The following is a 14,577-nucleotide window of genomic DNA, read 5'->3' on the forward strand; positions in this document are numbered from 1 at the left end:
ACAGAATCGGCGCCAATCAAACATCCATGGTTCGACACGCATCACTGTGGTAGCCGGCTTGCTGGCGAAAGCGTTGTGTCATTCAGCGTTGATGTGGCGGGTCCGACGCTTTCGCCACCAAGGCGGCTCCCACAGAATCGGCGCCAATCAAACATCCATGGTTCGACACGCATCACTGTGGTAGCCGGCTTGCTGGCGAAAGCGTTGTGTCATTCAGCGTTGATGTGACGGGTCCGACGCTTTCGCCAGCAAGGCGGCTCCCACAATCAACTGCCCGCCAAACGGTTCCGTTCGCCCGCCAAAATCAGCCCATTTCCCATTGCATAGCCCCCTAACGAACCGGCACTATCAGCCTTTCGCCTGCCCACGCAGACCTGCCTGCTGCTTTCCCGGAGCGTTGTCGATAATGGTCCAGCCCGCTAATCAACCCACCCCTCAAGATCCCCCGCGCGTCAACGACAAGCTCACCCCTCGCGAATTTCGCGGGATGGTGGCGATTCTGCTGTCCATCGCCCTGGCCACCCTCGACACGGCCATCGCCAATACCGCCCTGCCCGCCATCGCCGCCGATCTCAACGCCTCGCCTGCGGCCTCGGTATGGATCATCAACGCCTACCAACTGGCCGCCGTCGCCACGCTGCTGCCGTTCGCCGCATTGGGCGGGGTGTTGGGGCAACGCAAGGTGTACCTCGGTGGCTTGATCCTGTTCGTGGTCTCTTCAGCGCTGTGCACGTTTTCCTGGTCGCTGCCGACCCTGACCATCGCCCGCGTGCTGCAAGGCATCGGAGCGAGCGCGATCATGAGCGTGAACGCCGGGCTGATCAGCTCGATCTTTCCCCATGAACGCCTTGGCCGCGGCCTGGGCATGAATGCGCTGGTGGTCGGCACTTCGTTTTCCATCGGCCCGACCATCGCGTCGCTGGTGCTGTCGGTCGCTAGCTGGCCATGGCTGTTCGCGATCAACCTGCCGATTGGCGTGTTCGCGCTGGTGTTCGCCTGGAACTCCCTGCCGATGACCAAACCCGGCAGCCTGACCTTCGACCGCGTGACCGCGATCCTCAATGTCATCACCTTCGGCGCGCTGATCTTTGCCTTGAGCCAGGCCGCGCAACTGGGTTCGATGACCAGCGTGCTGATTGCGCTGGCGATCTTTCTGGTGGGCGGCGCGGCGATGCTCAAACGCGAAGCCGGGCACCCGGCGCCGATGTTTCCGCTGGATTTGCTCAGGCGGCCCATGTTTGCCCTGTCGGCCTTGACCGCGTTTTGCTCGTTCGCCACTCAAGGCTTGGCTTTCGTCTCCCTGCCGTTCTTCTTCGAAACCACGCTGGGCCGTGATCCGGTGCAGACCGGCTTTCTGATGACGCCATGGTCGGTGGTCGTGGCAATGATCGCGCCGGTGGCCGGGCGCCTGTCCGACCGCTACCCACCGGGCCTGCTGGGCGGGATCGGTCTGGCGATGCTGTGCATCGGCATGATCTCGCTGGCGACCATGCCTGCGGACGCCAGCGTGCTGTCCATTGGCGCGCGGATGATTCTGTGTGGCATCGGTTTTGGTTTCTTCCAGGCGCCGAACCAGAAAGCCCTGATGACCAGCGCCCCGAAACACCGCGCCAGCGGCGCCAGTGGCACCATTGCCACAGCTCGGTTGATTGGTCAGGCCACGGGGGCGGCGTTGGTGGCGTTGAGCTTCGGGATTTCCAGCGAGCACGGGCCGGTGTTGGCGTTGAGCATCGGTGCGGGGTTTGCGGCAGTGGGCAGTATTGCCAGTGGGTTGAGGTTGGTGACGAAAAACACCGCGAATACTTCTGTCTGAATGAGATTCTGGCATCAGACACCAAACCCTGTGGGAGCCGGCTTGCTGGCGAATGAGGTTCCTCAAGCGCAGCATCTGTCACTGACCCACCGCTTTCGCCAGCAAGCCGGCTCCCACACGAACAACGGCAGACCGAAGCTCTTCGATGCACGCACCCTCCCGACAGAATCAGGCAAGCATTGCGTAGAACCAGGCCATCGTTTTCCGGTCTGCAGTTCCTACCATGGGGGCTTCAAGTAACGGCATCACGCTTCGTGAGGAAAACGACATGAGCACGACAAAAACCCTGTTCATCACTGGCGTCAGCAGCGGCTTTGGCAAAGCCCTCGCCGCTCAGGCACTGGCCGCGGACCACAAGGTCATCGGCACCTTGCGTAATCAGCAGGCCATTGAGGCATTCGAAGCTCAGGCACCGGGTCGCGCCCATGGCGTGCTGCTGGATGTCACAGAATTCGCCGCCATCGACAACGTGGTCAACGACGTCGACACGGCTTTTGGCCCGGTGGACGTGTTGGTCAACAACGCCGGTTACGGCCACGAAGGGGTGTTCGAAGAATCGACGCTGGACGAGCTGCGTCATCAGTTCGACGTCAACGTGTTCGGTGCCGTGGCGATCACCAAGGCCTTCGTGCCACTGTTCCGTCAGCGTCGCAGCGGCCACATCATCAACATCACGTCGATGGGCGGGTTCATGACCATGCCCGGCATCTCGTTCTACCACGGCAGCAAGTTTGCGTTGGAAGGGATTTCCGAGTCGTTGGGCAAGGAGTTGAAACCGTTCAACGTGTTCGTCACCGCCGTTGCACCGGGTGGTTTCCGCACTGACTGGGCAGGCCGCTCGATGCAGCGTTCGCCACGGCAGATTGCTGATTACGACGAGAGCTTCGACCCGATCCGCAAAGCCCGCGAGGAACGCAGCGGCAAGCAGCCGGGGGATCCGGTGAAGGCGGCGGATGCGATGCTGAAACTGATCGCCAGCGACAACCCGCCTGCGCATTTGTTGTTGGGCAGTGATGCGTTGAAGTTGGTGCGCGAGAAGTTGGCGCAGTTGCAGGCAGAAATCACCGCGTGGGAAGACGTGACCCAATCAACGGATATTTGATTGGCACTGTAATTCGTCAACCGTGCGCGAAACCTGTGGGAGCCGGCTTGCTGGCGAATGCGCTGGCTCAGTCGACATTGAGGTGACTGAATGGACGCTTTCGCCAGCGAGCCGGCTCCCACAAGGGGTGTTTACATCACGGCTTGGCAATGACCGCTGGCGATGCCTTCGGCAACGTCGCCCGCAATTGCGCCACTTGCCCGGCATTCACCGCCGGGGCGTGGTTGCCCCAACTGCTGCGAATGAAGGTCAGCAGTTGCGCCACTTCTTCATCCGACATCCGCCAGGCAAAACCCGGCATGCCCAGTTGCGAAGGCGCAGTAGCCGTCGCAGGCAGTTTGCTGCCCGCCAGCACCAGACGAATCATCGACACCGGGTCTTCCGAGAGCACCGACGAGTTGCCCGCGATCTTCGGGAACACCCGCTGATAACCCTGACCGTCGGTGCGGTGACAAGCCGCGCAGTTGTCGACGTACAGCTCGGCACCCCGGCTGCCCTCCTGCCCCGCTTGCAGCGCTTTGGCGGTCGCCGGATCAGCCTTGAAGGTCGAGACCTGACGCGCCGTCGCAGGCAAGGTTTTCAGGTAAGCCGCGACGGCCTGAAGGTCGGCGTCGTTGAGGTGTTGCGTGCTGTGCACCACCACATCGCTCATCGCCCCGCCCAGCACCGCGTGGGTTTCACTGCGCGCGCTGCGCAGGGTCGCCACGATGTCGTCCGCGCTCCAGTTGCCCAGCCCGTCCGCCGGGTTGCCGCGCAGGTTCACCGCCAGCCAGCCGTCGATCACGGGGCCGCCTGACAGGAACGCCTCACCCGACTCATCCAGCGCCTTCTCCTGCAAGGTCACCGCCCGAGGTGTGTGACAACTGCCGCAATGCCCCAAGCCCTGCACCAGATAGGCGCCGCGGGCCACGTGCGGATCCTTGTAGCGCGAGGCGTCGAACGCCACCGCTTCGGGTGCAGGCGCGAAGACCTTGCGCCACACCGCCAGCGGCCAACGCATCGACAACGGCCACGGCACGTCATTGGCGCGGTTTTCGGCGTAGACCGGCGCGACGCCGTGCATGAAGTACGCATACAGCGCCCGTACGTCGTCATCGCGGGTGCGCGCATAGGCTGGATACGGCATGGCCGGGTACAGGCTGTTGCCGTTGGCGGCGATACCGTGACGCAGCGCGCGGTCGAAGTCATCCAGCGTGTAGCTGCCAATGCCGGAGGCCTTGTCGGGGGTGATGTTGCTGCTGTACAGCGTGCCAATCGGCGAGGCGATCGGCAGGCCACCCGCAAACGGCTTGCCACCCTTGGCGGTGTGGCAGGCCGTGCAATCCCCGGCGTCGGCCAGGTAGCGGCCTTTCTCGATCAACGCCGCTTGATCGGTTGAGGTATCCGCCGCGATTTTTGGCGTTGAAGTCGGCCAGAAGGCGCCCCCCAACACCACACCCAGCACAACCACGGCAATGACGAACAGGCCTGAGAGAAGCTTTTTCATGGTCGTCTCTCCTTATGCCTGAACCAGTGGGCCGGGGTTTTTCAGGTACTGCTCGCGAATCGCCTTGGCCGACCAGTACGCCAGCGCGCCGACCATGCCGGTCGGGTTGTAGCCGTTGTTCTGCGGGAAGGCGTTGGCGCCGATGGCGAACACGTTGTGCACGTCCCAGCTTTGCAAGTAGCGATTGAGCGCCGAGGTTTTCGGATCGCTGCCCATGATCGCGCCGCCACAGGTGTGGGTGCTCTGGTACTTGGTGATGTTGTAATGCTCGCCCGGCTTCTTGGCGTCGCCGGACAGGGCAGTCGGGTTGAGAATCTTCGACATCTCCATGGCCTTGCCGACGAGGAACTGCGAGGCCTTGATCTCGTTGTCGTGCCAGTCGAAGGTCATGCGCAGCAGCGGACGACCGAAGCCGTCTTTATAGGTCGGGTCGAGGCTCAGGTAATGCTGTTTGTACGACATGCATGCGCCTTGCACTTCGAAATAGAACGAGTGGCGGAACGCTTCACTGGCCGCCTGTTTCCACGCAGTGCCCCAGTTCGGCGTGCCCGGCGGCACGTTGATGCCGCGTACCGGACCTGCCCCCGGTTGACGCGCCCAGACGATGCCGCCGCCAACGAAGCCGGCCTTGGCGTTGTCCAGTTGGTTGCCGTTGAGGTTGTCCATGGTCGTGCCCGCGCCACCGATACCGATGAACTGATTGGCCTGTATGTCTTTGTTGAAAAACAGCACCACGCGGTTGAGGTTCTGATAGGAGTAGTTGCGGCCCACGGTGCCTTCGCCGGTCTGCGGGTCGTAAGGCTTGCCGATCCCGGACAGCAGCATCAGGTGCACGTTGTACAGCGAGAACGCGCAGAGCAGCACCAGGTCGGCTTCTTGCACGACTTCACGCCCCTGAGCGTCAAGGTAAGTCACGCCGGTGGCTTTCTTGCCGTCGCTGTCCAGATTGACTTTGAGCACCTGCGCATGGGTGCGCAGTTCGAAGTTCTTACGCTGACGCAGCACCGGCAGAATGCTGATGTTGGGGCTGGCCTTGGAATAGTTCAGGCAGCCGTAGTCGCTACAAAAACCACAGGCGTTGCACGGCCCCATCTGACAGCCGTACGGGTTGACGTATGGCCCCGAAGCGTTGGACGCCGGGATCGGATACGGGTCCCAGCCCATCTCGCGGGCGCCTTTGTAGAACAGCTCGGCGCCGAGGTAATTGGGGTTCGGACCCAGCGGGAATTCCCGCGAGCGGGAACCTTCGAACGGGTTGCCGCCGACCTGCTTCACGCCCTTGATGACCCCGGCCTTGCCCGAGGTGCCGCAGACGTATTCGAAGTGATCGAAGTGCGGCTCCAGGTCTTCATAGGTAACCGGGAAATCCTGAATGGTCATGTCCTGCGGGATGAATGTCGCGCCGTAGCGCTGCTCGACGTTACTGCGCAGTTTGAAGTCTTCCGGCAGCGCACGGAAATGGCAGCCCGACCAGTGACTGCCCGCACCGCCCACGCCGGTGCCCGGCTTGAACGAGCCCATTTGCCGATACGGCACAGCGGTCGAGGTGAGGTTGTGTCGCGCGGTCACGGTTTCTTGCGCCAGGCTTTGCAGGTAGCGGCGATGCACCGAACCTTCCAGTTCATCCACCACTTTCGGGTAGGCGAAATCCGGTTGCGTGTCGCGGTCCGCGCCGCGCTCCAACACCACTACATTGAGACCGGCATCGGTCAGTTCCTTGGCCAGAATCGCACCCGTCCAGCCCATGCCGACGATCACGGCGTCCACTTTCGGTTTTGCGTTCGCCATATTCAGCCCCTCCGTCCGGCCAGATCAACAGGTGGGAACGGGTATGGTTTGTCGCGCACGGTGACCCAGTCCATGTAATCGGCGCGCATGCCGGGGTAGCCGATCATCTTCCACGCGCCCATGTTTTTGTTGCCGCCATGGGACGGGTCGGCGAAATAGCCGTTGCGCACTTCGTTGAGCAGGTTGCTGAAAAACAGCTTCGAGGAGATGTCCTCCAGCGCCAGCTTGCCGCTCTCGGCGGACTTGAGCAGGTCTTCCTGTTGCGCGGTGCTCAGCTCGGCGAATGCTTTGCCGGAGAAGGTTTTCTTGCTGTACGCGTCCATGGCCTTGATGCCGATACGCAGGGTTTCCTTGAGATTCAGACGGCCCTGATAGCCAAACTCGGGCGCGGCCTCCAGAAACGGCCCCTGCATGTACCAGATACCGCCGTTGGCGTAAGGGGTCTGCATGTGGCGGTCGAGAAACTCCGGAACGCCCAGCTCGACGGCGCCCGGGCCGACGTGGTCGGACGGAATCAGCCGGTCACAGGCGGCGATCACGAACGCCCATTCTTGCGGGGTGAAAAACGTGGGTTTGTAATCGCCTGCCGAGAGCGGCGTAACGGCGGAAGGTTGGGGGGCGGCATCGCTGGCCGGGGTCTGGGCGAAGGTGCTGGAAGGAAGGCCGGTACTGGCCAGTGTTACGACGGGAATTAGCGTTAACGATTTGCGTAGAAAATCGCGACGCGCCGGGGAGGTGTCGTCATCGTACATCGTTCACTTCTCCTGAGACTGAACACGGGTGTGCTTCGTTTTTCTTGTGTTTTCTTTTTATGGCTCACCGACACTTTCCATTCATTCGGGGAAAGCATCGGCGATTGATTGCCAGCTAATCATTACCAAGCTAAGCATTCGGGCGTTACTAAAACAGCTTCCGACCCTGGGGACTACCCGTGAGATCGGGTTAAACGATTCATCAAATCTTGAACTGCCCGACCAACGCGCTGAGGTTGCCACCCAGTGCCGAGACGTCACGCATGGTGCGCGCGCTCTGTTCGGTTTCTTCGGCGAGGTTTTCCACGGCACCGGCGATCTGGTGCACGCTGCGGTTGATCTCTTCGGCCACGGAGGTCTGCTCTTCGGCGGCGCTGGCGATCTGCGCGTTCATCGCGTTGATGGTGCCGATGAGGCCCGAGATGGAATCCAGCGACACACCGACTTCGTTGGTCTGCTGGTTGGCGCCCTCGCCCGCTTCGGTGGAACGGCGCATGGCCGCGACCGAGGCATGAGTGCCGGTTTCAAGGCGGGTGATCATGCCCTGAATTTCCTGGGTGCTTTGCTGCGTGCGACTGGCCAGCGCCCGCACTTCGTCCGCGACCACCGCGAACCCGCGACCGGCTTTACCGGCACGGGCCGCTTCGATGGCGGCGTTGAGCGCCAGCAGGTTGGTCTGCTCGGCAATCGAGCGAATCACGTCGAGCACCGACACGATGGAGCGCACGTCCTGTTGCAGGCTGTCCAGGCTGGTGCCGCTCAGACGGATGTCCTCCACCAGCGAACTCATGCCGGTGATGCTGTTGCCCACGACCTTGCGCGCGGCCTGACCTTGCTGATCGGTTTCCGATGCGGCTTCGGCGGCACGTTGTGCAGAAAGGGCCACTTCTTGCGCCGCCGCCGACATTTCGTGAATGGCCGTGGCCACCTGATCGGTCTCTTCACGTTGACGCTGCATGGCCTGTTCGGAACGCAGGGTCTGTTGCGTGGCTTGCTCCACCAGGCCTGCGAGGTCGCGGGTCATCTGGGCGATCTGGCGGACCATGGCGTGAATCTTGTCGACGAACAGGTTGAACGAGGTGGCCAGGTCGCCCAACTCGTCACGGCTGGTCACGACCAGACGGTGAGTGAGGTCTCCATCACCGGCCGCGATGTCATCCAGATTGGTCTTGAGAATGCGCAACGGACGCACGATGCCATTAGCGGTCCAGATCCCGGCGGCAGCGGTCACCAGCAACAGAACGAGGGTCACGACGAACACGCTGACGAGAATCCCCCGCATACGCCGGGTGACGGCCTGCTGCTCCAGCACCATGGCCGCGTCGATGTCGTCCATGTTGATGGCACTGCCAAGCACCATGTTCCACTTGTCGAGGTACACGGTGTAACCGAGCTTGGGCACCTGCACCGCTTCGTCACCCGGCTTGGGGGCGGCGTAGTCGATGTAATGCTTGCCGTTTTTGGCGACCTCGACAAAGGTCTGGTAGTGGTAGGAGCCATCGGGGTCGCGAGTGTCCCAGAAGCTTTTGCCGATGCCTGCCGGGCTGTCACCACGGAAAACCCGCACACCCTTGGTGTCGTAGCCGAAGAAGTATCCGTCGTCGCCATACTTCATCGGCTTGAGCAGTTCCAGCGCCTTGTCCCGCGCAGCCATGTCACCCTGGGCGGAGGCATCGTGCAGTGGCTTGATCGTGGTCAGTGCCACGTCGACGTAGTTCTTCAGCACCTGGCGATTGCGCTCCACCAGTTGCTCGCGGGTGTCCTTCATTTCCTGAACAGCGCTGCTCTGCAACATCCACGCTGCCACGCCACTGAGAATCAGGGCAAAGAGCAACGCGGGGATGATGGCCAAACAGAGCAGTTTGCTCTTCACGGTAAGCTTCATGAGACGAATCACCTCCTGGTCGTGTGGTCATTCCCTATCGGCCGGTGATCGTACATCTTGAAATATTTTGATGGCAATTTGACGCCAATTATTTGGCTGTATCGTTTCACCTACTGTGAATACAGGGGTTCGCGCTCAGAATTTTTTTACTTGCGCACCGACGCGGAGCGCTTGCGCCCCGGTCTTTCAGCCAACGGGCAGTTCCCGCAGACCTCCAACCCGCCCACCCGATAACGCACGCAGCAGATGCGACGCTGGCGTTTCAATTCGGCTTGGCCGTCCACCTTTAAGTAGCGCACTGGCTGGTACAGCGGATTGCGGGTGCCGTCGGGCAGATTCAAGGCGTTGATCAGCCCGTGGCCGTGGCGCAGGTCCGCGTGAGGCAGAGCACTGGTGAGCACACCCAGCAGCCATTCGAAGTAGTTGCCCGCGTTGCTCCACAGCACTTTCGGGGAGACGCGAGACAGCTCGGCAACGCTGTCGATGAAAGGCCGCAGATGGCCTTCGAGCAGGTCGTTGAAGCGCTGAAAGGTGTCGAGGGGTTTGGATGCCCAGTGCGCGCCCGGACCGGGGAGTTTGAACGCCACGGGCATGGCGTTTTCGTCGAGCACCAGTTGCAGGTGATCGAGCTGAACGGGCAACCGGTAATCAAGGATCAGCGAAGCGGCGACCACCGGGGGAATCAGTTTGATGAAGTAATACTGGGTCCAGATCGAGGCCAGACCACGCCGGTCGCTGGCGGGGTATTGCGCGGCGAACCGGGTCAGGACGTCATCGAAGGTTTCGGGGGTCAAGAAGGCGCGCAGCGGCATGCCCGGACGCAAGTCGTCATCGAGCACGAACACGTCGCGGTAATGGGCGAAGTCGGCAATGAACAACGGCGCCAGCGCGGGGATCACGAGGCTACTCCCCCGGCTGACGCCGTCCAGGCGCAGGCGATGTCAATGAGGCTGACGCCGCGCCAGCACCCACAGGCCCTGCTCCAGCGCCGGGAACAGGCTGTTGTTGAAGTTGTTCCAGCGCAGTTCAAGGATGGTGTCGTCCGGGGCGATTGGCGTGTCGAGCACGTCGAAGATCACTTCGCCGGAATCGATGCCGTTGTCGACGTAATGGAACGACGCGCCGGTCATGTCCACCACCGGGATGTCGACGGTTTCGCGGGTCGTCCAGTCGATCACCTTCTTGCCCTTGGCGCCATAGAGCGCATCGAGAGTGGCATAGGCGCCTCGCCGTTCGTACGGCGATTCCAGGCGAGTGATGCCCGGATGAATATTGACGATGCGGCGATGGAAATCCGCCCCCGGACGCACCAGTTCGTCGAGGATCACCAACAGACCGTCGAGCACCACGACTTCGGCTTCCAGCGCGTGCAGACGCTCGCCCAGACGACGCTCGAAATCCGACTTGCCCGCTGGCCGCTGGCTGTCGCCCAGTGGCAGCGCACGGTAAGTCGACGGCACGTTTTCCAGTAGGTCAGTGACCAGACGGCCCTGCACTTTCAGGTCCGCCGGGTAGAGCCAGTGCTCGCCCTGCCCCGGACCGAAGCCGTATTCCTTGATGCTCTCGCGGTCCCGGGCCGACTCGGGGTTGTCGTCGAAAATGACGCCTTCCAGCGAGTAATGATCGCCCAGCGGCGTGTCGTTGAGCGCCTGAACCAGATGCTCCAGTGGCGATTTCATGTAGCGCTTTTCGCCGTGGTAATCGACGTACTGGCCGGCCTTGTCAGCGGCGCCGTTACGCAGCGACCAGACGTACACAAGCTTGGTTTTTTGCATGGGTTTCGAACTCATGGGGTATTGAGCAGCGTCTCGCCGCTGACGCCTTCGGCCATCGCCACGACCACTTTGCGTTCACCACTGAACGGCTTGCGCGAGTGGGCGGTGAGCATGTTGTCGAGCATCAGGACGTCGCCGGTGTTCCAGGGGAACACCACTTCACATTCATTGAGCACGCCGCGGATTTCCGCCAGCGCGTCCTCTTCCAGCGGGCTGCCATCGCCGTAATAGACGTTGCGCGGCAGACCCTCCTCGCCCACGGTGTCCAGCAGGATCTCCTGCATTTCCGGGTCAAGGTTGGAAAGGTGGAACAGATGCGCCTGATTGAACCAGACCCAGTCCTGGGTGCGCGGGTGTTGAGCCACGCCTTGTACCAGTTGGCGGGTGCGCAGGTCGCCGTCTTCGTTCCATTCGCACTGAATGCCCCGCTTGCGGCAGTAGTCTTCGACGTCACTGTGGCGCTCGGTGTTGAACACCTGTTCCCAGGTCAGGTCCAGACCGTTGCCGTAGTTGCGCACGTACATCAGACGCTTCTCTTCGAAGCGTTTGCGCAGCGTTGGGTTGATGCGACGGAACACTTCGCGGCTATCGGCAATTGGCGTTTCGCCGCCGCTGGCCGCCGCTTTGGCGCAGTAGAACCAGATGCGCATCGGCCATTCGGTGGTGTAGGCCTGTTCGTTGTGCAGCGGAATCGAGCGGTGTGCGGGGTATTCGGTGGAGGTGTACACCCCCTTGCCGTCGACCTTGCTGCGCGGGGTCGAGCCGAATTCATAGTTGAGCAGCGGATGGCCGAACGCAGCGGCAAACCGCTGAAAGCCTTCGACGCCATCGCTGTCGAAACCGCTGAACAGAATCGCGCCATCGCGTTCCAGGCACTGGTCGACGACGCCGCGCAGGGTGACGAACTCAGCCGCCAGCGTGGCGCCCGGCTGGCCGGGATAGACGCGCAGCGGGAAGCCGGTTTCGAGGTGCAGTTGTTGTGGCGTAAGCATGCGCATGTTCATGGGCAAGACGCTCCGCAAGCGTTGAAAAATGAGAGATGAATCAGGCCATGGCCTTGCGCAGGCTCAGGGGACGCATGTCAGTCCAGGTGGCTTCGATGTAGTTGAGGCAGGTTTGTTTGTCGCCTTCGACACCGACGCTTTTCCAGCCTTCGGGGATGGCCTTGTAATCGGGCCAGATGGAGTACTGTTCTTCGTGGTTGATGACTACGCGGAACTGGGTGTTTTCGCCGTCAAAACTCATGTGCAAAACCTCGTCATGTTGATTCGCCCGGTGCAGCACGGGGCCTTATCTAGAAGACGAATGAGGGGCGGGGATGATTAGTGATTCTGCTAAAAATCCGGATTGAGGGGGTCTGGTGATCTGTGGCCAAGTGCTTTTGTCGGAACGCCGCTCATGCCCATTCGCCAGCAAGCCGTCTTCCACAAAAGTCGCGTCGAATCCAAATTTTCAGTTCGACGCTGAACCTGTGGGAGCCGCCTTGGTGCGGGCGGCGTTCCGACGAATACGGTGGGGCGTCTCTTATTGGGGGCGCGTCAAACCACAAAAAAAGGGCAGTCACGTCGCCGTGCCTGCCCTTTCTTCACACCCGATCGATTACCAGCGGAAAGCCACGGTACCCAGCACGGTACGCTCTTCACCCCAGTAGCAACGGCCCGCGTTGTTGCAACCGCTGACGTATTCCTTGTCGAACAGGTTTTTCGCGTTGACGTCCACCGACCAGTGTTTGTCGATGTCGTAACCGATCAGCGCGTCGACCAGCGTCACGTCGCCGGTTTTCAGCTTGCCGTACAGGGTCGGCGACGTGTACGCGAAGGTATTGTCGAAGTAACGCACGCCCCCCCCGATCCGGAAGCCGCTCAGCGGGCCATCGAGGAAGCGGTAGGTTGCCCAACCGGACGCCTGGTTACGCGGAATACCGGTCAACTGGTGATCTTCGAACAGCGAACCTGGCGCATCCTTGGTCACCCGTGCATCGGTGTAGGTGTACGACGCTGTCAGGCTGAGGTTCTTGGTGATGTCGCTGTTGGCTTCAAGTTCGATACCCTTGGACTCGCTCTCCCCCACCTGCTGGCTGAAACCATTGGAACCCGCCACCACGTCGTGGGTCTTGGTCAACTGGAAGACAGCCGCGCTAAAGGTGGTATTCCAGCCCTTCGGCTCAAACTTCAGACCCGCCTCGTATTGATGGCTCAGGATCGGATCGAGCAGGTCACCGTTCGGCTGCGACGACTGCTGCACCGGTGTGAAGGCGGTCGAGTAGCTGACGTAAGGCGAGATACCGTTTTCGAACTGGTACATCAAACCGGTCTGCCAGCTGAAGCGATGATCCCAGCCGTCCAGATCCGCAAAGCCACTGGTGGTGCCCGCACGGTTGCGGTACATGCTGTGGACGAAGTCCTGACGACCACCCAACAGGAAGATCCAGTTGTTGTACTTGCTCTGCAACTGGCTGTAGAGCCCATACATTTGTTGGTCGAGCTGAGAGTTCTGCACGGTGAACGGTGTGGTCGGTTTCGTCGCCGGGTACACCGGATTGAACACGTTGATGGAGCCACTGAAGCCCGCGGCCCAGTCCTGGTTGAACGAGGTGCGGTCGTAGCTGGCGCCCAACAGCACGGTGTTTTCCAGCGCGCCGGAGGTGAAGTGACCTTCGAACTGGTTGTCCACCGAGTAGGCGATGGATTTGTTGTCGCGGTCGTAGTAAGTGGCCGTCAGGTTGCTGCCGAAACCGCCGTTGTTCAGGTTGTTCGGCCAGGTCTCATGACGGTCCAGACGCGATTCCATATAGCGCGAGTTCTGGCGGAACTGCCAGTTTTCGTTCAACTGGTGACTGAACTCGTAACCCAGGGTCCAGGTTTCGCGCTCGAAGTCGTCCCAGTTCGGGTTGCCGTTGAACTGGCTCTTGCCGATCTTGCCGTTGACGTTGTCCAGCAACGTACCGGCCGCCGGGTAGCCCAACAGCAGCTTGGTGCGGTCGCGCTGGTAGGACGACAGCAGCGTCAGCGAGGTGTCTTCATCGAAGTTGAAAGTCATCGACGGCGCGATGTAGAGGCGGTCGTCCGGCACCGTGTCGACCTGGGTGTCGGCATTGCGACCCAGCATCACCACACGCCCCAGAATACTGTTGTCGTCGGTCAGCGGGCCGGAGACGTCCAGCGCCAGTTGGCGGCGGTTGTTACTGCCGTAGGTGAACTTGGCTTCGCCCTGGGCGGTTTCGGTCGGACGTTTGCTGACCAGGTTGACCAGACCGCCCGGCGCGTTTTCGCCGTACAGAATGGAGCTTGGGCCACGGAACACTTCGGTGCGCTCCAAGCCATACGGCTCGGTGGTGGTGTCGTAGCGGTTGCCCTGCAGACGCAAGCCGTCTTTCAACAAGCCATAGCCGTAGTCGGTGGCGTTGTAGCCGCGAATGGAGAACAGGTCACCGGCCAGTCCGTCACCCACCGCAAACGGCGGTGCGAAGATGCCAGGCACATAGCCCAGGACGTCGGTGAGGGTTTGCGATGCCTGATCCTGCATCCGCTGACGTGTCACAACGGATACAGAACGCGGTGTTTCAGATAATGGAGTGCTGGTCTTGGTGCCCGCTGTGCTGTTTTTCGCCTGGTAACCGACATCGGTTTCAGCGACCGGTGCTTCGCCCGAAACCACCGAGTTCTGCAGTTGAATGGTTGACCCTTTTGCCGGTTTGGTCGGGGCATCCTCGGCCCATGCGACACCATGGCAAGCGACCGTTGCGACCAGCGCTGCCAAGGCTTTCACCTTGAATTGACCCTTGTTGTTGCTGACCATCCGAACTCCCCCTCCCTTTGAAAAAACGCCGGGCCCCAGCCCTTTACGTTTCGCTGACAAATGTCAAAAAAGCGAGAAAATCTAACAAATAATCTTTCTCATTACCATTGTTATTAAGAATAAAAGCGAAGTGCCATCCCTGGCTTTTTTTGCGACTTCGCCGATACATTCCAATGGA

At 61.1% G+C, this 14,577-nt stretch carries 11 protein-coding genes and 1 pseudogene; 2 read left to right on the forward strand and 10 right to left on the reverse strand.

Features of this window, described 5'->3' with window-relative positions; all coding sequences use genetic code 11:
• The first annotated feature begins 487 nt into the window (after nucleotides 1-487).
• Together ACI2KB_RS01160 and ACI2KB_RS01165 are read left to right on the forward strand one after the other, a co-directional pair.
• The gene (locus tag ACI2KB_RS01160) at nucleotides 488-1,813 is read left to right on the forward strand and encodes an MFS transporter (RefSeq protein ID WP_404631696.1); all 1,326 of its coding nucleotides are present in this window, start codon (nucleotides 488-490) and stop codon (nucleotides 1,811-1,813) included.
• Nucleotides 1,814-2,081: 268 nt separating this feature from the next.
• Nucleotides 2,082-2,915: an oxidoreductase gene (locus tag ACI2KB_RS01165; protein ID WP_404630580.1), complete on the forward strand. Its 834-nt coding sequence runs from the start codon at nucleotides 2,082-2,084 to the stop codon at nucleotides 2,913-2,915.
• 136 nt (nucleotides 2,916-3,051) lie between these two features.
• Here ACI2KB_RS01165 and ACI2KB_RS01170 read toward each other — a convergent pair whose 3' ends face one another.
• From ACI2KB_RS01170 to ACI2KB_RS01215, 10 genes and pseudogenes are all read right to left on the reverse strand, one after another.
• Nucleotides 3,052-4,401 (reverse strand): c-type cytochrome, encoded by a 1,350-nt coding sequence (locus ACI2KB_RS01170; protein ID WP_404630582.1) that lies wholly within the window; start codon nucleotides 4,399-4,401, stop codon nucleotides 3,052-3,054.
• Between the two features lie 12 nt (nucleotides 4,402-4,413).
• Nucleotides 4,414-6,189 carry a GMC family oxidoreductase gene (locus ACI2KB_RS01175; protein ID WP_404630584.1) on the reverse strand — a complete coding sequence of 592 codons (1,776 nt, stop codon included), beginning with the start codon at nucleotides 6,187-6,189 and terminating at the stop codon, nucleotides 4,414-4,416.
• A 2-nt stretch (nucleotides 6,190-6,191) separates the two neighbouring features.
• Nucleotides 6,192-6,941: a gluconate 2-dehydrogenase subunit 3 family protein gene (locus ACI2KB_RS01180; RefSeq protein ID WP_404630586.1), complete on the reverse strand. Its 750-nt coding sequence runs from the start codon at nucleotides 6,939-6,941 to the stop codon at nucleotides 6,192-6,194.
• Between the two features lie 202 nt (nucleotides 6,942-7,143).
• Complete coding sequence (locus ACI2KB_RS01185) at nucleotides 7,144-7,986, reverse strand: methyl-accepting chemotaxis protein (RefSeq protein WP_404631698.1); 843 nt, start codon at nucleotides 7,984-7,986, stop codon at nucleotides 7,144-7,146.
• Between the two features lie 15 nt (nucleotides 7,987-8,001).
• Nucleotides 8,002-8,826: pseudogene (locus tag ACI2KB_RS01190) on the reverse strand (cache domain-containing protein); the annotation flags it as partial.
• Nucleotides 8,827-8,972: 146 nt separating this feature from the next.
• A complete protein-coding gene (fhuF, locus tag ACI2KB_RS01195; RefSeq protein WP_404630588.1) occupies nucleotides 8,973-9,725 on the reverse strand; it encodes a siderophore-iron reductase FhuF in 753 nt (250 codons plus the stop codon).
• Between the two features lie 42 nt (nucleotides 9,726-9,767).
• Complete coding sequence (locus ACI2KB_RS01200) at nucleotides 9,768-10,601, reverse strand: formyltransferase family protein (protein ID WP_404630590.1); 834 nt, start codon at nucleotides 10,599-10,601, stop codon at nucleotides 9,768-9,770.
• A gap of 11 nt (nucleotides 10,602-10,612) precedes the next feature.
• Nucleotides 10,613-11,599, reverse strand: a complete 987-nt coding sequence (locus ACI2KB_RS01205; protein ID WP_404631700.1) for a TauD/TfdA family dioxygenase — start codon at nucleotides 11,597-11,599, stop codon at nucleotides 10,613-10,615.
• Nucleotides 11,600-11,645: 46 nt separating this feature from the next.
• Nucleotides 11,646-11,846 carry an MbtH family protein gene (locus tag ACI2KB_RS01210; RefSeq protein ID WP_404630592.1) on the reverse strand — a complete coding sequence of 67 codons (201 nt, stop codon included), beginning with the start codon at nucleotides 11,844-11,846 and terminating at the stop codon, nucleotides 11,646-11,648.
• Between the two features lie 354 nt (nucleotides 11,847-12,200).
• A complete protein-coding gene (locus ACI2KB_RS01215; protein ID WP_404630594.1) occupies nucleotides 12,201-14,399 on the reverse strand; it encodes a TonB-dependent siderophore receptor in 2,199 nt (732 codons plus the stop codon).
• Nucleotides 14,400-14,577 lie beyond the last annotated feature (178 nt).

Source organism: Pseudomonas sp. NPDC088444, from assembly GCF_044900175.1.
Lineage (GTDB): Bacteria > Pseudomonadota > Gammaproteobacteria > Pseudomonadales > Pseudomonadaceae > Aquipseudomonas.